Origin of the sequence: Pseudoalteromonas sp. MMG024 (genome assembly GCF_021654175.1) — a bacterium.
Taxonomy (GTDB): Bacteria; Pseudomonadota; Gammaproteobacteria; order Enterobacterales; family Alteromonadaceae; genus Pseudoalteromonas.
Genome location: NZ_JAKFZO010000014.1, coordinates 51,973 through 74,829 on the forward strand (window position 1 = coordinate 51,973; position 22,857 = coordinate 74,829).

Here is a 22,857-nt window from a genome sequence, read left to right on the forward strand (position 1 = left end):
ATCATAATGTTAAATAACCGATCCTTATAAGGAGTTTATGATCTTTTTGATCATAGGTGGTCCTTGGTAAATAAAACCGGTGTAGACTTGCACTAAATCAGCGCCAGCGGCGAATTTTTCTTTCGCTGATTCGGCTGAATCAATACCACCGACACCGATAATTGGCAACTCACCGTTAGTTAAGCGTTTAATTTCTTTAACTAATTCCGTAGATTTATGACGAACTGGATGACCCGATAAGCCCCCTGCTTCATTCGCATGTTGCATGCCTTCTACTGCGCTGCGATCAAGCGTCGTGTTAGTTGCAATCACGCCGTCAATTTTATTATTGATAAATGATTCGGATACTTGCTGAACTTGAATTTGATCAAGATCCGGCGCAATTTTAACCAGCATAGGTACTTGTTTACCGTGTTTTGCTGCTAAATCAAGCTGCTCATTCTTAAGTGAACCAAGTAAATCATCTAGCGCCTCACCATATTGTAAGTCACGTAGTCCTGGGGTGTTGGGTGATGAAATATTCACCGTAATATAAGATGCACTGGTAAATACTTTACGCATACAGTGAATGTAGTCGTCTTTACCTTGCTCATTAGGAGTGTCTTTGTTCTTACCAATGTTAATGCCTAAAATGCCTTTGTATTGCGCATTTTTTACATTCGCTAGTAAGTAATCAACACCTTTATTATTAAAGCCCATACGGTTAATCACCGCATTAGCCTGAGGTAAACGGAAAATACGCGGTTTGTCATTACCTGCCTGTGGGCGCGGTGTCACCGTACCTACTTCAATAAAGCCAAAGCCCATTTGTGAAAAGGCATCGATACATTCGGCATTTTTATCAAGACCCGCAGCAAGACCAACAGGGTTTGGCAATTCTAAACCTAAAAACGTGGTTGGTTTACTGGCAACCGATTGAGACCAGCACATCGATAACGGTGTATTGGCAAATCGCTTTAGGTTTGATAAAGCAAAGTCATGCGACCATTCAGCATCTTTACTAAACATAAAACGACGCGCTAAATCATAAAACATAATTGTGTTGACCTCTTAATAAAAAAATACCCCGGAAAATTCCGGGGTATTGTATCTAAATTTTTGTTATTGCGCAGTATCGCAATTGTGGCTTAGTAGCATTAATTCGCGTAATGCCACCGAGAATTTTGCAAAGTCGTGCGTTTGCGACGTTTTAAACTCAGCCAACATATGCTGCCAACGCTCAAGCAGTACTTGGTGCTCGTTCATCCAGCTTTCAATGATGGTATCAACATCACAACCTGCTGTTTCACAGTTATTAAGCACAACTTGTGAAAGAGAACGCTGCTGCCAATCAAGCTCTTCACGGTACGATGCACGTGCAAGTGCTTGCCAGTGGTTGGCAACCGGTTGCTTGGTAATTTGATCTAAGAACCAGTGTAGACCCATGCCCGCACCAAGCTTGAAGTAAGTTTCAGAAACTTGTGAGATTGGTTTACTTGATGCATCTGCTACTTGCGCTAAGTCCATCACTGAGAACAAGCTTGAAAGTTGTGCAATGCGCTTAGCAAGTGCACTTGGTACACCTTCTTTAGCCAATAAGTTAATTTCTGTATTCAGTTTTTCAGCTTCTTCATTAACCATATACGACGTGATGTTTTCACTTAAGTCATTAAACGCTGGTGCAAAGAACTCGATTGTTTGTTCAATGTTGAGTGCTTTGTTGCGGTGACGTAAGAACCAACGTGTCGCACGACGAACAGTACGGCGTAATTGATACAACATTTCTGTTTGTACAATTGACGGGATCTGGTTATCAAGTGCAGAGATATCTTGCCATGCATTACCCAGTTCAAATACTGCTTTAGCCATTGAGTAACAAAGTACAATTTCACTTACTGGCGCACCTGTCTCTTCACTCATACGAACGATAAAGTTCAGACCCATATCATTAACGATTTGGTTCGCTAGTTTAGTTGCAATGATTTCACCACGCAGTGGGTGGTTATCCATCGCATTGTTGAAACGTTCGCGCAGCGGTGCTGGGAATGCATCAACTAACAAGCTTCTGTAATACGGATTATCAGTGATTTCTTCGATTACAAGCTGCTCTTTAAGCACCATTTTAGCGTATGAAACAAGTACAGAAAGTTCTGGACGAGTTAAACCTTTACCTGCAGCTTGACGTTCTGCTAACTCTTCATCTGATGGTAAGAATTCGATATCACGGTTAAGCTTGCCATCTTTTTCAAGCGCATGAATAAAGCGAATTTGCTCTTTTAGCGTTTGTGGGCCTTTTAACTGTGTTACAGAAATTGTGTGCGTTTGACGGTAACAATCTTTTAATACCATCTCTGATACTTCATCCGTCATTGAATAAAGTAACTCGTCACGCTGTTTCTTAGTTAAATCACCTTCAGAAACCAGACCATTTAGTAAAATCTTAATATTTACTTCGTTATCTGAACACGCAACACCACCCACGTTATCGATGAAGTCTGTGTTCATGCGACCACCGTTAGCAGTGAATTCGATACGACCTAATTGCGTTGCACCTAAGTTACCGCCTTCACCGAAGATCTTCGCGTTAAGCTCTTCACCATTAACACGTAGCGCGTCGTTTGCACGGTCGCCAACATCAGCATGCGTTTCAGATTTCGCCTTAATGTAAGTACCAATACCACCGTTCCAAATTAGGTCTACCTGCATCATTAAGATTGCACGTAACAACTCATTTGGTGTCATTGTTGCTTTCTTAGTACCTAGCATTTTCTTAATTTCAGGAGTCAGTGTAATTGATTTCGCACTACGTGAGAAAATACCACCGCCTTGAGAAATTAAGTCTTTGTTGTAGTCTTCCCACGATGAACGTGGTAGTTCAAACATACGCTGGCGTTCTAGGTATGAAGACGCTGCATCTGGATTAGGGTCGATGAAGATATGCATGTGATTAAATGCAGCTTGCAGACGAATATGCTTAGATAACAGCATACCGTTACCGAATACGTCACCTGCCATGTCACCGATGGCAACACAGGTAAAGTCAGTCGTCTGACAATCAATGCCGATTTCACGGAAGTGACGTTTAACTGATTCCCACGCACCTTTAGCAGTAATACCCATGGCTTTGTGGTCGTAACCAATTGAACCACCTGATGCGAATGCATCACCTAACCAGAAACCGTATTCTTCAGAAATGCCATTTGCAATATCTGAGAAAGTCGCGGTGCCTTTATCGGCTGCAACTACTAGGTATGGGTCGTCTTCGTCATGACGTACAACATCCACTGGCGGTACAATTTCACCGTGGTGAATGTTATCTGTGATATCTAATAGACCACGGATGAATAGTTTGTAACACTCTTGACCTTCTTTAAAGAAAGCTTCGCGATCAGTTGGCAGCTGTTTACAAACAAAGCCACCTTTTGAACCTACAGGTACAATTACGGTGTTTTTCACTTGCTGCGCTTTAACAAGACCTAGTACTTCTGTACGGAAATCTTCACGGCGGTCTGACCAACGTAAACCACCACGAGCAACCTTGCCACCACGTAAGTGAACACCTTCAACACGCGGCGAGTAAACAAAAATTTCAAACGCAGGAAGTGGTAATGGCATTTCAGGAATTAGGCTTGGTTGAACCTTAAAAGAAATGTAAGACTTGTTGATACCGTCTTTATCTTTTTGATAGAAGTTAGTACGCAGTGTTGCACCAATCATATCAACGTAAAGTCGAATAATTCGGTCATCGTCTAAGTTCGCAACGTTATCAAGCTCAGCAATAATATCGTTAACGATTTTCTCATAGCCTTTTTCAGTAAACTTAGACTTAGGTGAGAACTTCTTATCAAATAGTTTTACAAGTAACTGTGCAATATGTGGGTAGTTCTCAAACGTGCTTTCGATGTAGCTTTGTGAGAACGTCACACCAATTTGACGCATGTATTTTGCGTAGGCACGAATGATCGACGCTTCGCGTCCTTTTAAACTTGCCGCAAGAACGAGTTTATTGAAACCATCATCTTCAAGCTTGTTGTTCCATACATTAAGCAATGCAAGTTGGAAGCGCTCCGACACCTTCGAGAAATCATCAAGGTCATCGTTGCTCATTAGCATGCTGAAATCCATAATCCAGTTTACTTGACCATCTTCGGTCTTCACTGAATACGGTGTTTCACCAATAACACGAAGACCAAAGTTCTCAATAATTGGCATTACATCTGATAAGTGAATTGGTTCGTTTTTGTGATATAGACTTAAACGTACCTGATTTGTATTGGCACTTTCTTGTGGACGGTAAAACAGCATTGCAAGCTTGTTTTCGTCTGACAAGCTTTCTAGCTTTTCAATATCAACAACAGCAGCACTTGGCAGTACTTGTTCACGGTATGCACTAGCAAAGGCTTTAGAATACTTACGTGCAAGTTCATTGCCGCGCGATTCGCCTGCACGCTCTAATAATGCACTGTGAAGTTTATCTTCCCATGTACGGGCCGCTTCAATTAGATTTCTTTCGATTTGTTTCACTGTATATTCAACATTTTGGTCGCAACCACGTACCGTATAATGCGTACGTGCTAGCATTGATTCTGAGAAGAAGGTGGTAAACTCAACTTTTTCGTTTGAGCCAAACGCATTCGCAAGAATGTTTTGCGTTTCACGACGTAATGCCGTGTTATAGCGCTCTCTTGGTACATAAACCATGCACGAGAAGAAACGACCATAAGTATCTTGGCGCACAAATACACGTGACATATCACGTTCTTGCATATGGTGAACGCCAAGAGCAACTTCTAATAATTCTTTTTCGCGTGCTTGTAATAACTCATCACGTGGGTACGTTTCTAAAATATTAAGTACCGCTTTGTATGCATGCGTGCCCGGCGCAAAGTCTGTCATATCAAGTACGCGCTTGATCTTACTTTTTAGTACCGGTACGTCTGCTGCACTGTTGTTATAGAAGCTTGAAGAGAACAAACCAATAAAGCGATCTTCACCAATTACATTGCCTTCGTCATCGAAACGTTTAATGCCGATGTAATCAATATAAGCTGGACGATGAACGCGTGAAAGTGAGTTTGTTTTGGTAAGGATAAGCAAGTTATCACTGTGTGCTTCTTTACGTGCAACTTCTGGTAAATCAGAAAGGCGACGAGATTTAGTCTCATCTGATAACTTCATCATACCTAAGCTTGTATCAGCCACACCTGTTAACTGATAGTCACCTTTGATCGGTGATAAGTCGTATTGGCGATAACCCATTAGGGTGAAGTTATCTTTTGCTAACCAATCTAAGAACTCAACTGTTTCTTTAACTTCAGTTTTATTTTTAATGCCTTTACGTTTTGGCAGCGCTTTGCTGATAGACACAAGTTTGTCTTTAATCGCTAACCAGTCTTCAACGGCTACCGACACATCTGCCAACACTGACTCTAACTCTTTTTTAATAGATGCAATAACCGACTTATCAGACTGACGGTCGATTTCAATAAAGAACACGGTTTTGTTTGAGTCAGACTCTTGCTCTGTCTTCATACCAGACAATGCAGAGATTAAACCATCTTTGTCGCGCTTAATTTTTAACGGAGAGTGAAGTAATAAGTGTGAAACAATGTTTTCACGTGCCAAAGCCATGCGAACAGAGTCCACTAAAAACGGCATGTCTTTTGCGATTATTTCTACGATTGTGTGAGAGGATTGCCAACCATTATTAGCGAGTTCTGGATTAAATACACGGATAAGCGCTGTATCATCAGTGTGTTTTTCCAAGCTATTCCATAAGCTAAGCGCTGCGCCATATAAGTCACTGTCATTACGGCTTGCTAAGTCTTCAGTCGACATATTACTGTAGAGTGTTTTAGCAAACTTTTCGACAAGCGACACATTTGTGGCTTTTACCTTACTACGGATCAAAGACGATACGTTTTCAAGTAAAACTGAGGTTTGGCCTTCTTGTTGAGTCATTATGTGTTCCTTATCTATACCTACCTGTGAACGGTAACTATTTGCAGTCTAACAAACTGCAATGGAGTCAGGTGAATTCTAACTCTTTTAGCATAGATATAAATAGCATTTTTTGTAGCAAACCAGTACATATTTCAACCAGTTGGCTTACTATTCACAAAATATAGATAGAAATGGCCATTTCTGGCCATTTCAGTACACATTTATTCAGAAGTTTTTTTGCGCCACAGTAGTGTACCTAGCGCTGGTAGGAGGAGTACAGCACCTAACATGTTGACCAAAAACATAAAGGTTAGCAGAATTCCCATGTCCATTTGGAACTTAAGTGCAGAAAATACCCAAGTGCTTACACCAACAGCTAAGGTAATACCGGTAAACAGTACCGCACTACCACGCTCAATCAACGCACGGCGATATGCTTCTGTTAATGGTATACCTTGGCGCAATAACCCACTCATTGATGACAGAATGTAAATACCATAGTCAACACCAATACCAACACCAAGTGCAATTACCGGTAATGTACTTACTGTTAAACCAATTTCTAACGACACCATCAGCGCTTGTGCAAGTGTTGATACCACATAAAGCGGTAACACTACAGCAATGGTGGCACGTAACGAACGGAAACTGATTAAGCAAAGTAAAATTACCGCACCGTAAACGTAAATCATCATCGGCAATTGCGCTTCGCTTACTGACTCGTTTGTCGCAGCCATAACACCAACAGGACCCGACGCTAACTTAAATTTAAGTGTGTCTGTGCCCTCTTCTTCGGCAAATTGCTTAACCGCATCGACAACGTGATTAATCGTTTTCGCTTTATGGTCTTCAATAAAGGCAACAATTGGCATCACAGAGCAATCGCTGTTTAATAAACCTGAGCTTGTTTCTACGCGGCTAGACGCTTGTACAAGTGACGCTGTATTGCGCGGCAGAGTTTGCCATTTTAAGTTACCTTCGTTGTAACCAGCGTTAACCTGCTGTGCGATACTGCTAAGAGATACAGCAGATTGCACACCGTCAACGTTTTGTAACTTCCACTGGAAACGATCGATTCGCTCCATTGTGTCGTGGAAAGTACACGCTTCAGGCTCAGCCTCTACAATTACTTTTAAAATATCAACCGAGATTGAATATTTATCGGTGATAAGGAAAGTATCTTGGTTATAACGGGCATCTTCATGAAGCGACGGCGCACCCGCATGTAAGTCACCGATTTGCATTTCGTTTGATTTAATAAACCCAAATACAAAAAGAGCAGCAGCAATAAATAAAATCGCCTTGCTCGCTTTTGGCTCAGTGGCTTTAACAAGCATTTCACGAATACCCGCAAATGCATCATGCGTCTCACCATTACCATCATCAACACGCTTCATTTTGGTGTAGTCAAGGTAAGATGCGATCACTGGTAGTAACACTAGGTTGGTAAAGATAATTACCGCTACACCAAGGCTCGCCGTAATCGCAAGCTCACGAATAATACCAATGTCGATTGATAATAATGTGATAAAACCAACGGTGTCAGACAATAATGCAATACCACCAGGTACAAGCAATGCAGCAAAACTAGATTGCGCTGCAACCTTGTTAGACAAGCCCTTCGCCACTTTCTGACCAATACTATTGATCATCTGCACGCCATGACTTACACCGATAGCAAATACCAAAAATGGTACTAAAATTGACATTGGATCAAGACCAAAGCCAACTAAATTTAATAAGCCAAGTTGCCAAATTACGGCGATAAGTGAGCACACAATTGGTAACACGGTTAGCTTCATACTCTTACAGAAAAGCCATACCATCACCGTGGTAATCAAAATCGCAATTAAGAAAAACAACACAACATCTTTAGCGCCATCGGCAACATCACCTGCCATTTTAGCAAAACCAATAATATGAATAGACACGTTATCGGTAGTAAATTTGTTGCGAATCTCCGATTCGAGCTTTTCAGCAAATACTAAGGTATCGAGTTTTTCTTGCGTCTTTGGATCGGTTTCCATTAACTGAGCCGTTACCATAGCGCACGAATAATCGTTCGCTACCATACGGCCAACAACTTTTGCTTTTTCAATGTTTGATTTAACGGTTGCAAGGCCGCGTGCATCAGCTTTGAAATCGGCTGGAATAATTGGTCCACCGGCAAAGCCGTCTTCAACTACTTCAACAAAGCGCGCGCTCGGTGCAAATATCGAACTTACAAGCGGTCGATTAACACCAGGAATAAAGAATAACTGATCGTGCACATTTTTAAGCTGGGTAAAAAACTCTTCATTAAAAATGTCACCACGCGTATCACACACTGAAATTAAAATACCGTTAGCACCACCGAATTGCTTTTCGTGCTTAAGGTAGGTTTTCATGTACTCGTGGTTTAACGGAATATTCTTATTAAACGACGCATCGAGTTTAATTTGAGTAGCTTGGAAACCTAAAAATACAGTGGCCGCAATAAAGATAAGCAATACTGCTAAGCGGTGTCTAAAAAGACTTGTTTCTATTTTTGTTAATAATGAATTCATAATTACTGCACGCTAAGTTTATGTATTCCCGCTTCTGATGCGACGATTAATTCATTACTATTCTTCGCACCCGCCAAAAGTGATTTGCCGTCTTTTGTAACAAATTTAACTAACTGGTTATCACTGTAGGTAAACCACACACCACTATTTGCCAAAAGCACCGCTTTATTACCGACAATTTCAATATTATTTATTGATGCTGTGGTGTCAGTTTCTAATTGTGTCCACTCAACACCATCAGTACTAGAAAACGCAGTACCGCGTAAGCCACCGACTAGGTATTGATTGTCTAATTTATTGAATGAGAAAAATGAACCTGCATAGATTTCATCTAGACGTTGCCATGTTTTGCCCATATCGCTACTGGTTGCCATTAAACCTAGCTCACCCACTAGCCAAAGTGTTTCGCCATCTAAAAATATTTTATTGAAATGCGGTAGAATCGCTTGGGTCTCTATTTTGTACCCTTCTGGATCGGATTCTTTTAAGTCATTCAAATACGTACGGTCTTCTTCATACAACAGCGAATCATAAAATTCTTTTTGCCATGTTTTACCACCATCAGTTGTGCGATAACTTAAGCCATACGCGCCAATTGCTAATCCATGGTTGGCATCAAAAAACAGAATATCAAGTAACGGCTTATCTAATTCAGGTAAAAACTGCTGAATTGTCCAATTTTTTCCGCCGTCTGTAGTATGCAAAATCGTTGCGTCGTGGCCTACCGCCCAACCAACATTTGCATTTATAAAATAAACTCCCGTTAGCAAGCTTTGGACTGGAGAGTTTGCTTGTAGCCACTCTTGGTTGTCATTGCTATAAACAATGTTTCCCCACTTACCAACTGCCAAAGTTTGGCTGCCGACACGGGTAATATCGGTTAAGAGGTTTTTAGCCGCAAGTTTAGCTGGAATTGCCGCCTGTGGTGTTACTTGCGCAATTGCGCTAGTCGTCAATAGAGAGCCGATTAAAAATAGATATTTTTTCATATAGGTAGCGTTGTGAGAAAAACGGCCCTCGCGGGCCGTATTATTATTTAGCGTCGACCAGAGCGACGTAATGCGTTTGAAGTAAACTCGGTGTCTTTGAACATTTCTTGGAAGTCATACATCTTCTCTTCGTTATCTAAGCCAATTGCTAAGTAACGACGTGAGTTAAGATCGTGATAAACATCCAAAGTACTCCAATGAGTTGGTACTTCGTAGTAGTTCACACCATGAGCCATTGCTACACGGTATAACTGGTCGCGGTTATCATAAAGATCTGCAACATGAATTTGCCAGCTATCTTCGTCAATAAAGAATACACGCTTCTTATAAATATGACGCGTACCATCCTTAAGATTCGCTTCGACCACCCAAACTCGGTGTTTTTCATAACGTACGTGTTCTGGGTTGATATGACCTGGCTTCAAAATGTCATCATATTTCAGCTCATTGCTATGTAGCTTGTAACTGTTATATGGAATGTACATTTCTTTTTTGCCTAATAACTTCCAGTCGTAACGGTTTGGTGAACCGTTAAACATATCGAAGTCATCAGTTGTACGTAAACTATCCGACGCTGTTCCCGGTGCATCATATGCAACGTTTGGTGCACGACGAACACGACGTTGACCCGTGTTATAAGTCCATGCCTGGCGTGGTGTTAATACTTGGTCCATTGTTTCGTGAACAAGTAGTGCTGTACCTGCTAAACGCGCAGGTTCCGTTACTTTTTGTTTAAACTTAAACAGGATATTCGACTTTTGCAGTGACTCAGGAGTCGCATCTTGCTCTGAATACTTAACCAGTAGTTTTTCATCAAAGCCAACAATGTTGTATGAGCCGCTTGCCGTTGGAGCCGCTTGACCACCGTAGCGCTTAATCGAAAGACCACGGTAACGTAAAATATGGTTCCAAATTGCTTCCAAACCTGTTTCAGGAATCGGGAAAGGAATACCGATTGCAGTATTCTTAATACCATTACCTTCTTCAACAAGCTCTGCTGTTGTTGCATACTTTTTCGTTGCATCATAGATGAACTGTGGGTATGACGCACTACGACGTGTTTGGTAAATATTCATTTTGAAGCTATCTGGATAAGCTTCAAACATCGCTACCTGACCAGGAGAAAGCATCTCTTTGTACTGTTCAACGTTCGACTTATCGATAGTGAATAATACTTTATCGTCAGCAAATGGATCTGGGTGGTGATCACCTACTTTATAGTTGTCAGGTGCTTTTGTAATACCACCTTCCCATGATGGAATTGAGCCATCCGCATTACCCGCTTTTTCAGCACCGAGTGGTGTTAAATCTTGACCTAAGCGGGCAGCTTGTTCTGGTGAAATTTTAGCTAAAGCTTGTGAAGCGCTAAATACGCTACACAATGCTAGAGCCACTAGGGTAGGTTTTTTAATCATATTGTTACCCTTAAATAGAATACTTAATATTAAATGAAACATAATCGCGGTCTGCTAAGCCATTGGCTTTACCGCCACCCCAGAAACTATTGTAACCAAAGTCAAATGACCACTGGTTTTGATAGTTAAAATTAAGGGTAACAGAAGTAGACATACGATCTTCAACAAATAAGAACATTGGATCCGGTGTTGTACCATTCACATCATGTGAGAATACAACACGAGGTGAGAAGTTCACACCTGCAAATAGGTTGTTGTATTCACCTTTAGCAACTAGGCGATAACCCCATGATGTTGCTGATGCAAACTGCTCCGTTTCAGGACCGTTAGATAATAGCAAGTGAAGCGCCGTGTAATCATCAGCTGGACCTTGCATAATACCACTACGACCGGTGCCTGGTGCATTTAAACGAAGTTCATCATACTCAGGCATATCAAGAACGTGTACACCACCTACTTCACCTAATACCGCCCAACTATCAGCACCTAAAGATGGGCCAAATAAGTGTGAAAAACTAAATTGAAGCTGCGCAGAATCACGTAGAATATAACCTTGTGCAACTTCACTTGGTGACACCGTTTCTACTTGTGAGATACCTGCAAACATGTCCTGACGTACCTTATCTGGCACACCAGGGTTTGCCAGCTGCTCGGCCATACCGGCATATAGCAATTCAACGTCATCAATTTGTAATGGCTCGTCTTTTCTATAAGTGAATTCACCAGCAAACGCTGTTTCACCAATGGCTGTATTCCAGCTAAGTGCATACATTTGAATATCTTCTGGATATTCAAGTTGTGCTTCAGTAAAGCCTTTTAAATTAGTGATGTTGTCTGCAGTAATGGTGTTTGTAGCGATATACGCTAAGTCGTGCCCAATTCCAGCAGCAGTAAAATCTGACGCCTTACCTGAAATTAACGGTCTGCGCTCATGGTAGTTTACGTAATAAAACCCAAACTCAGTTTCATTAAGCTCAGGTACAAACCAACCTAATTTCAAACCATACTGGCCTGAATCTTTTGGTTTTTTAAGTGCTTTGTCGCCATTGGCTTTAATCGCAACTTTAGTTGGGTGCGCTAAATACATACTAGCAAGTAGCGATTGCGCTTCAGCGCTTGATGGATCCATACCTTGTGCGGCAACAACTTGTCCCCACTGTCCATACATACTGTTTAGTGAGTTAGTTAAATAAGCTAAATCGATATCTGGGTTTGATGTAAAACCAAGCTGAACGTTGTTAGCATTACCGTTTACCGCCGCAAAGTCATTAGTAGAAAAATAGGTTCCAGCGACAGGAAGGCGTGTTTCGTGCCACTGGTATTGATAAAACATTTCAGCAGAAACATTTTCTGTAATACCGAGTGATGCCCAAAGCATACCTACAGGAATAAAGGCTTCTTTAACTTCAGCACCTGGCGCTTTTAAACGATCCACGTCGACTGGGTTAATATTAATACCATGTGAAATTAAGGCACTTTCACCCCAGTTAATTACTTGCTGACCTAAACGAACTGACAATGGGTTGTAGCCATCATTCAAATCAAAATCTGCATACACAAATGCATCAAGTAAACGAAGATCTTTACACACAAGCTCTTCCGACTCTTTATTTGCACATGGGTCAACGCCCTGTCCTGATGTCGGGTTTTTGTATGCTAAGTCTTTATCGTTAAGAGCAAAATCATAGAAATACATAAAACGTGTAAAGAAACCAAAGTTGTCTTTACGTATTTCTAATTCATGGGTGCCTTTTAATAACTGTGAAAATGCTTCACCGCTATCAAAGTTAAGGTTACCGGCGTCACCATTATTTGAGTAAATACCTGGCTCAGCCCAGATTTGATCTGATGTGTAGATTGGGTTAAGTGCAGGATGATATCCTGTCCAATCAAAGCGAGGGTGATTAGATTTACCAATGTGAGTATCGAAATCACGGTCTTCTAAACGGTAGCTAGTACCGTAAGAAAAAGTAGAGTCAAATTGTACTTCAAAACCACCAACTTCAAATGATGCAGCTGAAGCACTTTGGCTAGCAAGTGCCATACACGCAGCTGTAACACCTAAAGCCAGTTTATTTTTGACAAAAAGAGGACTTTTTATCATATATATTCCCCCTATGGCGGGCTGTTTTGTTATCAAGTTATTGTTTTTAGTATGCTTGTAACGATAGAAAGCAATTCATAAAATTACAAGTAAAACATGAGATATAGCGTAATCAATTAATTCGATTACATATTCGCTCTTGTTATTTGATATTCTACTTTCTAATCACATAGGTAAGACATCTTACCAGTTAAACAATCGAAATGAAAAGTGCTTAATGAAAAGAACTTGAAAAAGTTCAAACCACACCAACAAAACAAAACGCAACCACTTGATTTTAATTGATTTTTTCTATGGAAATAAATTTATTTTCGGTGGTTAAATGGATGCGAAAACGCCCTTTTATGCCAATTGATGACATAAAAGGTCGTAATTTTTCTGCAGCGAAGCGAATTGTTTTACCACAATCACTTAGTACCTGAATGCTGGTGTAGTGGCCTTTATAGTAGGCCATACACTCTTGATAGTTTAAATTAATTGAAAAGTAGTAGGTTTTACGCTCCATTTAACGCGTTACTCACCTTTTCAAATAAATCAGGGCTTAGGTCTGGTAAATCAGCAAGACGCTGTAATTGCGCTTTAACGTGCAATTGACGTTCATCGGTATGACGCTTAAAGCTTAATAGCGGCGTAATTAAACGTGCTGCGTTTTGTGGATTAATTTTATCGAGTTTAATCAGTAAATCCGTCAGCAAACGATACCCTTCACCATTTAGCGCATGGAATGATTGCGGGTTAAACATGCAATAACTCATTAGCAATGAACGTACGCGATTTGGGTTAGTAATATCAACTTCACCACTTTCAAACATGGCGCGGATCACATTTGTTGTATTGTCACCTTTTAATCGACCTTTCAGTGCAAGCCATTTATCTAATACTAATACATCGTGACGCCATTTATCTTTGAAGCGCTCGAGTAAGCCTTCGTGGCTGGTTCGTTTATTTTCACATGCTGCTGACAGCGCATTTAAGCTGTTTGTCATGTTATCGCTGGTAAACTGCGTCTCAAGCTCTCTATCTACATCCTGCCAATCTGCCGCTGCAAGATAATCTAGTAAGCGACCTTTTAATGCACGCGTTGCAATACTCGTTGCATCTAACTCACCGTTTTCGCTAAGTGTTTGATAACGCGCTGCGATATCGCTTAACAACGCGCTCGCTAAAAATGATTTTACTGTATGCAACTGATCAGTAATGGCATCTACAGGAATTGGATGATAATCACTGGCAACCGTATCAAAACTCGGCAGTGTTAAAAGCTCACTTAATAACGCGAGGTCCTTAACGTTTGAGGTAAGTAAATAGCGAAACAACGCCACTATTTCTTCATTAAGTTGCGTGCCGTTATCGATGCCTGCTTTTAGCGCGTCAACCATTATACGCTGCATCGCATCCCACTTTGAAAAATCGCTGCGCGCATATTTAACAATCGTGATAAGTTCAGCAAGAGATTGTTCAAATTTCACTTTGCACGGCGCTGAGAAATCTTCTAAAAAGACGACCGCAGTGTCTTTTGCAATATTTTCGAATACAAATTGCTGACGTGCATCTGTTAGGTTAATAACGCGTTCAACCTTATTGCCATCAATAACTAAGGGTTGTGATTTACCTTCAGGTGAAATAAGTTCTAGTGCAATTGGAATATGCAATGGCGATTTATCGCTTTGATCTTGCGTGGCTGGTGTTAACTGCGACACCGTCAGCGTTAGTGTTTTGTCAGCATCATTAAATTCTCGCTCTACCGCAAGCTCTGGCGTGCCTGACTGACTATACCATTTTGAGAAAAGCGAGAGATCAATGTTAGATGCGTCTTGCATACTTTTTACAAAATCATCGCATGTCGCCGCTGTACCGTCATGGCGTTCAATATACAATTGCATGCCTTTTTGGAAATTTGCTTCCCCCAAAATGGTATGCATCATACGGATCACTTCTGACCCCTTGTCATATACAGTAACGGTATAAAAGTTATTCATTTCAATAACTTTTTCAGGGCGGATCGGATGCGCCATCGGACCTGCATCTTCACTAAACTGCGGTCCACGCATCACTTTTACTGCATCAATTCTATTTAATGCACGTGAGCCAATGTCTGAGCTAAATTCTTGGTCGCGAAATACCGTTAAACCTTCTTTTAACGATAATTGGAACCAATCCTGACACGTTACTCGGTTACCTGTCCAATTGTGAAAATATTCATGACCCACAATGCTTTCAATGGTGTGATAATCTCGATCGGTCGCGGTAGCTTGGTTTGCTAATACACATTTTGAGTTAAATACATTTAACCCTTTGTTTTCCATTGCGCCCATATTGAAGAAATCAACCGCAACAATCATGTATATATCAAGATCGTATTCAAGGTTAAAACGCTCTTCATCCCATTTCATTGCACGCTTTAACGAAGCCATTGCGTGATCTGCTTTATCAAGATTACCTTTATCAACAAATAGCTCGAGTTTTACATCACGGCCAGAGCGCGTTTTGAAGTTATCATGTAAGACATCAAAATCACCTGCCACTAATGCAAACAAATAGCTCGGTTTGTTGTAAGGGTCTTGCCAAGTGCTAAAGTGACGCCCATCAGCCAATTCGCCAGACTCAATTTTGTTACCATTTGACAATAAATGAGTAAACGCCTTATCTGCAATGACCTTAACTGTGTATTTGGTTAATACGTCGGGGCGGTCTTGAAAATAAGTGATCTTACGAAACCCTTCAGCTTCACACTGTGTACAGTAAGCGCCATCGGATAAATATAACCCTTCAAGTGACGTATTGTTTTGTGGGTCAATTTCAGTTTCAATATGTAGTTCAAACTCTGCTGGCAAGTTTTTCAGCGTCAAACCTACCTCAGACATTTCATAATCGCTAAACGGTAAGCCATTTACGTTAATGCACAATAATGTTTGATTGACGCCATCTAGCCATAACTCGTTATTCGCGCCGACACGCTGATACTGCGCTTTTTGCAATACACGGGTTTGCGTCGCTTTTAAGTCAAATTCTAAATACAGTGATGAAACCGTGTAATCCGGTGCTTTATAATCAGTTCTGAACTTAGCTTGGTTAATTGATTTTTCTTGTGTTGTCATAACGTTTGCTCCACAAAATTATTCATCGTTTGTCTGTAAATGCTTTGGCGTAATTTTTAACACTTTAATGCCTAAGTAGGCGTAAATAATTGCCAATAATGGATTAATTAAATTAAAGAATGCATACATTGCATAATCAAGCGGGTTAATAAGTAGTACGCTTTGCATATACGCACCACAGGTATTCCATGGGATAAGAGGGCTTGTGATAGTACCGCCATCTTCTAATGTTCGTGACAAGTTAACGTTGGCTAGTCCTCGTTTTTCATACTCTTCTTTATACATGCGCCCAGGCATTACAATTGCCATATATTGGTCTGCCGCAATTAGGTTAGTGCCGATACAGGTAGCAACTGTCGACGCAATTAATGAGCCGGTACTTTTTGCAATTTTTAAAATGCTAGAAACGAAGACTTTTAGTAGGCCCACTTTTTCCATTACCGCGCCAAACATTAACGCACAAATAATTAACCAAGTCGTATTGAGCATACCCGACATACCGCCACCGCTTAATAAGCTATCCATTTTCGCATCACCAGTTGTAATGCTAAACCCATCAAATAGCGCGGCCCATACCAATTTAAACGTACCAACAAAGTGAGATACGCCCGACTCAATCTGCCCAGCAATTAAGTCTTGTTGAAAGATAATAGCCCAAACCGCGCCAAATAGCGCACCAATGGCAACCGCCGGGAATGCGGGCATTTTTTTAATTGCTAATGTCAGTAACACAACTAAAGGCACTAACATCTCAATACCAATATTGAAATTTTGCAGTAGAATGTTAGAAATCTCTTCTATGCGTCCTTCATTTGGTACGCCTTCAGCATTAAAACCCATTACTAAGAAAATAATCAGCGCAATAACAAAGCTCGGCACTGTCGTCCAAAGCATATGATGGATATGGTCAAATAGATTACTGCCAGCAACAGCCGGGGCTAGGTTTGTCGTTTCAGACAATGGGCTTAATTTATCACCAAAGTAAGCACCCGAAATAACCGCGCCCGCAGTGACAACTTGATCAAGGCCGAGACCCGTTGATACGCCGAGTAATGCAACACCGATTGTTGCGGCTGTCGTCCATGAGCTACCAATACTCAAGGCAACAATAGCGCACAATATACAGCTTGCCGCATAAAACCAATGCGGGTTTATCAGCTGCAAGCCAAAATAAATTAGCGATGGCACCGTGCCCGACAATAACCAAGTACCTATTAATGCCCCTACCATAAGTAGGATTAATACCGCACCAAGAGAAATGGTGATGCCTTTGATCATCGCCTCTTCTAATTCGGCCCATTTAAAACCATTTTTAAGACCAATGATCACTGCTATAGCGGCTGAAAATAGTAACGCTATTTGGTTTGGGCCATACGACGAATCGTCGCTGTATAGATAAACGGATGTGCCAAGCAGTAGCACTAAAACGCTAATTGGGATTAACGCGTCTAAAAAGGTCGCTTGTTTTACTTGCTTCACAAAGATACCTCAAATTGTTGTCATTATTTATCAACTGACTTCTGAATAAGCACGAAGCGTTGAGTTTTATTATTTTTAGTTTTACATAAAAAAGCGCCGACTTTATGAAAATCGGCGCTTACTACATTAGTTATAAATTAATGTTTTGCGTAACGGCCATACTTAATAAAATCTGATGTTATATGAACCGCTTCTTCAAGTCCCGGGTCGATTTCATCAAGTACGTCTGGTGCATCGTCTAGTGATGCAATTGCATCAAGCCCCAGACGTTTTAACCTTTCATTCGCTCGAGCCAGTGATTTTTGCTTGTCTTCTTCACGTTGTTTCTCGCGTTTCGCCTTAACAAGCGTCACTGATGCACGGTCTTTCTCTTTTTGATACAAGGCAATGTCATCATTGAGATAGATAAACTCAGGCTCGCCTGCAATACGCTCTTTATGTTTATCAGTCAAAAACGTAATCGCTGGCGTTAAATCGTCAAGCTTTGAATAATTCGCTTTACGAATGTGATCCCAAGGTAATGCGTTGTCTTCTTGGCTTTCACCCCACTCAGCGGGGTCAATTGGCGATGGGTATGTGATATCTGGGATCACCCCTTTATGCTGCGTACTGCCACCATTAATACGGTAGAACTTAGCAATTGTGTACTGCACGCTACCAAGCGGGTTTTCAAATAAATCAAATGCTTTTGTTAAGCTACGGTGCTGTTGCACTGTACCTTTACCAAAGGTTTGCTCACCAATAATAACTGCGCGACCATAGTCTTGCATTGCCGCAGCAAAAATTTCCGACGCTGATGCGCTGTAACGGTCAACTAATACGGTTAACGGGCCGTCGTAATAGGTAACGCCGTCGCGATCTTTTTGTTTTTCAACTTTGCCGTTAATGTTGTGTATTTGAACAACTGGGCCTTTATCGAAAAACAAACCAGATAATTGTGTCGCCTCATATAACGAACCACCGCCATTACCACGTAGGTCGATAACAATACCGTCAACGTTCTGCTCTTGTAATTTAGCGAGCTCTTTTTTAACGTCTTTAGACAAGTTGTTATAAAAACCAGGGATCTCAATGACACCGATTTTAGTATCAAGTTCTGAGTAAACTGGTTCAAATACACTTGATTTAGCCGCTTTATCTTCAAGGCGAATCTTATCACGGATAATTTCCACTTCATGCGGCGTACCGTGCGAATCAGAACCTTTTAGATACTGTAACCTTACTTTGGTGCCCTTCGGCCCTTTGATTAGATCAACTACATCATCTAAGCGCCATCCGATTACATCGACAAAGCTTTCTTGACCTTGTGCAACAGCGATAATGCGATCATCAGATTTTAGTTTTTCGGTTTTAGATGCTGGGCCACCTGGAACAAGTGAGCGAATCACAGTGTAATCTTCATCAACACCTAACACTGCGCCAATACCTTCTAGTTCAAGCTGCATATCTTGCTTAAATTGTTCAGCGCGGCGCGGCGATAGATAAGAAGTGTGTGCTTCGATGCTTCTTGCAAATGAGTTCATTGCAATTTGGTAAGCATCTTCGCTATTAGTTTGTGAAATACGTTTTAGCGTGTAGCGGTAACGTTTTTTCAGAATTTCTTGGATTTCAGGCCATTCTTTGCCTGTAAGTTTTAAGCGAAGCGCGTCGTACTTGACGCGTTGACGCCAGATTTCATGCAAATCCGCCATCGTAGTTGGAATTTTTGCATCTTCACGATCAAAAAAGTAATTGTCTTCAACGTCAAATTTCATTTCTTTATCAAGTAAAGAAAGTGAATATTCAAAGCGTTCAAAACGACGACGCATATTCAAATTAAAAATTTCAAACGCAAAAGACATATCGCCTTTAATTAATGCATTATCAATTTCATACTTGAAATGCTCGAATTTAGCCAAATCTGATTGCATGAACAAGCTTTTGTTACTATCAATCGACTCAATAAATCGGTCGTAGATTTGGCTCGATAATTCATCGTCTAATCGAATAAGTTTGTAGTGCGAGCGAGTAAATAAATTGGTTATTCGCTTGGTTGCAGCAATATGCTGAATTTCCTGTTTTAACTCAGGTAAGTTTTCGATGCTAATATTATCGGCAGAAGCAAATAAATTTGCTGAAAATAGCGCTGCCGCCAGTGGAATAAGCCTAAACTTCTCACTCATACACTGTCTCCTTATACGATAAATAGACTCTCTGCTTTCGTTTTCACCTGCATGCCTGTTACAAGCACTACATGAATGTCTTCCTTGTTCACTTCGGTGATAGTACCTTTTACTAAAGCTTGGCCAAGTTTAACTTTTACCTCAGCATCCACTTTAATATCACCTGAAGGTAGCGCTTCTACTTTATTAGAACGACGCGCAGGTTTGTCTTTATTAGTGTTGCTAGAACTAAATTTAGTTCCTTTTGCAGCATTTTTATCAGCAAAATTGCCTTTCTTTTTGTAAGATTTCTTTTCACCAGCGTTACGCGGTGCAGGTTTCTTACGTTTAGCAAGTTTAGCACGGCTTTCTTCTAGTGCTTTATTTGCATGCTCAACGTGTTCTTGCTCAACTTTTTCTGCATCGTTACCATCAAGGTCAATACGGAACTCGTGTTTTGTAACAGATTCCAAATAACGCCAGTTAGACGTATATTTGCGAAGCGCTTGGCGAACCTGTGTTTTGCTTACGCGCTCATCGTTTTCGATGCGCTCAGCAATATCTTTAAAGATACCAACCTTCAACGGCTTGATGCCGTCTTTCTCTTTGAAGCAGGCTGGAAACTCTGTGAAAAGGTAATTTAATACCTCTTTGATGTCTTTTAGCTTGTTAGTAGAGTCCATGTGTTTAACCTTAAGTTTTAAATCTCTTCGTCTAAGTTGTTTTCCAATTGGTTTGTCACGTAATGCAACACCCAATCGATTAATTCTTCGTGTTCAGCTTCCAAAATTGCAGTATCACCGCGTAAATGTTGCCAAATACCTTCAATAATTTTGTCAATCGTATCTGCGTCTGTTTCGTCAGGCAGTTGTTGCCATGCAACATGAATCAGTTCATTCAAGTTTTCCGCAACGGTTTCTTCTTGCCCTTCCCAATCACCTACCTGATCTATACCAAACAAATAATCTTGTACGCTAAGCCAGTCCTTCATATTAAAGATGCTCTGCCAATGACGCCATAATTCGCTCTAGGCCAGTTTGATCATCACTATCAAAACGACTTAGACTTGGGCTATCAATATCAAGCACGCCAATATAATTGCCGTCTTTAATAAGTGGAATAACGATTTCTGAATTTGATGCGGCATCACATGCAATGTGCCCTTCAAAGTCGTGAACATTGTCAATGCGCTGTGTTTGTTTTTCGGCAAATGCTGTACCACATACACCTTTACCAACAGGGATACGAACACACGCTGGATTACCTTGAAACGGTCCCAAAACTAATGTGTCGTTTTCCAGTAAATAAAACCCCACCCAGTTAATATCTTCAAGTGAAAGATTTAACAAAGCACTTACATTTGCAAGGTTCGCAATCAGGTTGGTTTCGTCTTCAATCAAAGCAACTACTTGGTTGTTCAGACTTTGATATAAGCTTTCTTTATTCATTACGTAGAAAAGTTAACAATTCAATATTCACAAAGCTTAAAGGTACTCTTTCATAACAACAAATGAAACCTTTTTAAGCTAAAAAAAGTGAATATCGCTAAATATTCACTTAATTGTTTACTAATTATTCGACTCTGAAATTTATTTTTGCTGTTTTAATGTAAAAATAAATATGCTTGCTGCGAGAGTTGCCATTAACGTATTTACAACAAATACTTGCCCTGACGCGACATTAAACATAAAACTAAATAACGCACCACCAAATATCGCTGCAATTATCATTGCAGTGTTATTTGATTTATTTCGCTTTTGCAAATACATGTAAACAGGTACAACACATATCGCCATTGTTAACCCTACTATATGTGCATTTGAAACCGCACTTAATACAATCGACAAAAATAGTTTAGTTGTCGCGCCATCTAATACTGCAACATAATAAATACCGATTAAACAACCAATCAGAAAGGGGGAAAACAACGAGTAGGCAACACCCTTAAGTACAATTTTTTTATCCATAATCGCGCCAAATGCGTTAAACACACGATAAGCATGACAAATAGATAAATAATTAACAGTAGACTTAAGTATATAGATAGGAGTAAGTGGCGGAGAGATAGGGATTTGAACCCTAGATAGGCTATTAACCTATGCCGGTTTTCAAGACCGGTGCTTTCAACCACTCAGCCATCTCTCCGCATAAAAAGAAAGTGGCGGAGAGATAGGGATTTGAACCCTAGATAGGCTATTAACCTATGCCGGTTTTCAAGACCGGTGCTTTCAACCACTCAGCCATCTCTCCGCAGCGGGGCGAATATTAGGGGATTCTATTTCACTTGTGAAGCTTTTTTTTCAATTTATTTGTCAACCGCGCAATAAACATGCAACCCGAACATTATGCAATCAAATTTTAAAATTAAATTGAACTAAACGCCCTACTTCACCGTTCTAATAAAGGAATAGAATTGCTACCTAACATGTTAATTGATATGCTGTTCGCAGTTCTGAAACCTAACAGGAATGCGTTTCAATTTAAGGAGTTATTTATGAGCTTTAATCACACGTACTCTTCGCCAAAATCGGCGCAGTCGGTACTTGAAACAAATAAAGTACTACGCAACACCTATATGCTTTTAGGTATGACATTGTTATTTAGTGCTGTTACAGCAGGCATTTCAATGGCAATGCAATTACCTTACTTAATGGGTCTTGTATTTAGTATCGGCGGTCTGATCACCTTATTTGTAGTTAATAAGAAAGCAGACAGTGCATCTGGCTTACCATGGGTATTTGTTTTTACAGGTCTTATGGGTGCGGCACTCGGTCCAATGTTAAATTACTATGCAGCAATGCCAAACGGCCCGATGCTTATCATGCAAGCACTGGGTTCTACAGCACTGGTATTTTTCGGGTTATCAGCCTATGCAATGACAACTAAGAAAGACTTCTCTTTCCTAGGTGGTTTTTTATTCGTAGGTTTAATTGTTGTTGTACTAGTCAGCCTAGTAAACCTATTCGTAGGTAGTTCAATCGTATTTATGGCGATGAACGCTGCCATCGTGTTTATTATGTCTGGTTTAATTTTGTTTCACACGAGCCGTATTATTAACGGCGGTGAAACAAATTACATCCGTGCAACTGTTAGCCTATACCTAAACGTATACAACTTATTTACGTCTATCCTGCATCTACTGGTTGCAAATAATGACTAAACG

General features: G+C 40.5%; 15 protein-coding genes and 2 tRNA genes. 1 reads left to right on the forward strand and 16 read right to left on the reverse strand.

The genetic code is table 11. The features are described 5' to 3' along the window. Positions 1-24: 24 nt before the first annotated feature. From pyrD to L1068_RS14405, 16 genes are all read right to left on the reverse strand, one after another. Positions 25-1,035, reverse strand: coding sequence for a quinone-dependent dihydroorotate dehydrogenase (gene pyrD / locus L1068_RS14330; RefSeq protein ID WP_237130810.1), 1,011 nt, complete (start codon positions 1,033-1,035; stop codon positions 25-27). Between the two features lie 66 nt (positions 1,036-1,101). Then, positions 1,102-5,940 (reverse strand): NAD-glutamate dehydrogenase, encoded by a 4,839-nt coding sequence (locus L1068_RS14335; RefSeq protein ID WP_237130811.1) that lies wholly within the window; start codon positions 5,938-5,940, stop codon positions 1,102-1,104. A gap of 203 nt (positions 5,941-6,143) precedes the next feature. Continuing rightward, the gene (locus L1068_RS14340; protein WP_237130812.1) at positions 6,144-8,468 is read right to left on the reverse strand and encodes an MMPL family transporter; all 2,325 of its coding nucleotides are present in this window, start codon (positions 8,466-8,468) and stop codon (positions 6,144-6,146) included. Positions 8,469-8,470: 2 nt separating this feature from the next. Continuing rightward, a complete protein-coding gene (locus tag L1068_RS14345) occupies positions 8,471-9,457 on the reverse strand; it encodes a YCF48-related protein (protein WP_237130813.1) in 987 nt (328 codons plus the stop codon). A gap of 47 nt (positions 9,458-9,504) precedes the next feature. After that, positions 9,505-10,872, reverse strand: a complete 1,368-nt coding sequence (locus tag L1068_RS14350; RefSeq protein ID WP_237130814.1) for a DUF1329 domain-containing protein — start codon at positions 10,870-10,872, stop codon at positions 9,505-9,507. A gap of 10 nt (positions 10,873-10,882) precedes the next feature. Beyond that, positions 10,883-12,976, reverse strand: a complete 2,094-nt coding sequence (locus L1068_RS14355; protein WP_237130815.1) for a DUF1302 domain-containing protein — start codon at positions 12,974-12,976, stop codon at positions 10,883-10,885. A 277-nt stretch (positions 12,977-13,253) separates the two neighbouring features. Beyond that, complete coding sequence (locus tag L1068_RS14360; RefSeq protein WP_100913439.1) at positions 13,254-13,481, reverse strand: DUF2835 domain-containing protein; 228 nt, start codon at positions 13,479-13,481, stop codon at positions 13,254-13,256. Beyond that, positions 13,471-16,074, reverse strand: coding sequence for an aminopeptidase N (gene pepN, locus L1068_RS14365; protein WP_237130816.1), 2,604 nt, complete (start codon positions 16,072-16,074; stop codon positions 13,471-13,473). The genes L1068_RS14360 and pepN overlap by 11 nt, the downstream gene beginning before the upstream one ends. 18 nt (positions 16,075-16,092) lie before the next feature. After that, positions 16,093-17,553 (reverse strand): Na+/H+ antiporter NhaC, encoded by a 1,461-nt coding sequence (gene nhaC / locus L1068_RS14370; RefSeq protein WP_237130817.1) that lies wholly within the window; start codon positions 17,551-17,553, stop codon positions 16,093-16,095. Between the two features lie 137 nt (positions 17,554-17,690). After that, complete coding sequence (gene prc, locus L1068_RS14375; protein WP_237130818.1) at positions 17,691-19,715, reverse strand: carboxy terminal-processing peptidase; 2,025 nt, start codon at positions 19,713-19,715, stop codon at positions 17,691-17,693. A gap of 11 nt (positions 19,716-19,726) precedes the next feature. Continuing rightward, on the reverse strand, positions 19,727-20,377 hold the full coding sequence (proQ, locus tag L1068_RS14380) for an RNA chaperone ProQ (RefSeq protein ID WP_010560011.1): 651 nt from the start codon (positions 20,375-20,377) through the stop codon (positions 19,727-19,729). A gap of 17 nt (positions 20,378-20,394) precedes the next feature. Beyond that, the gene (locus tag L1068_RS14385) at positions 20,395-20,685 is read right to left on the reverse strand and encodes a hypothetical protein (protein WP_010560010.1); all 291 of its coding nucleotides are present in this window, start codon (positions 20,683-20,685) and stop codon (positions 20,395-20,397) included. A 1-nt stretch (position 20,686) separates the two neighbouring features. Beyond that, positions 20,687-21,142: a GAF domain-containing protein gene (locus tag L1068_RS14390; RefSeq protein ID WP_010560009.1), complete on the reverse strand. Its 456-nt coding sequence runs from the start codon at positions 21,140-21,142 to the stop codon at positions 20,687-20,689. 141 nt (positions 21,143-21,283) lie between these two features. After that, positions 21,284-21,661 (reverse strand): hypothetical protein, encoded by a 378-nt coding sequence (locus L1068_RS14395; RefSeq protein ID WP_237130819.1) that lies wholly within the window; start codon positions 21,659-21,661, stop codon positions 21,284-21,286. 87 nt (positions 21,662-21,748) lie between these two features. Continuing rightward, positions 21,749-21,839, reverse strand: a tRNA-Ser gene (locus L1068_RS14400). Positions 21,840-21,853: 14 nt separating this feature from the next. Next, positions 21,854-21,944, reverse strand: a tRNA-Ser gene (locus L1068_RS14405). A gap of 244 nt (positions 21,945-22,188) precedes the next feature. Here L1068_RS14405 and L1068_RS14410 point away from each other — a divergent pair. After that, positions 22,189-22,854 (forward strand): Bax inhibitor-1/YccA family protein, encoded by a 666-nt coding sequence (locus L1068_RS14410; protein ID WP_237130820.1) that lies wholly within the window; start codon positions 22,189-22,191, stop codon positions 22,852-22,854. Positions 22,855-22,857 lie beyond the last annotated feature (3 nt).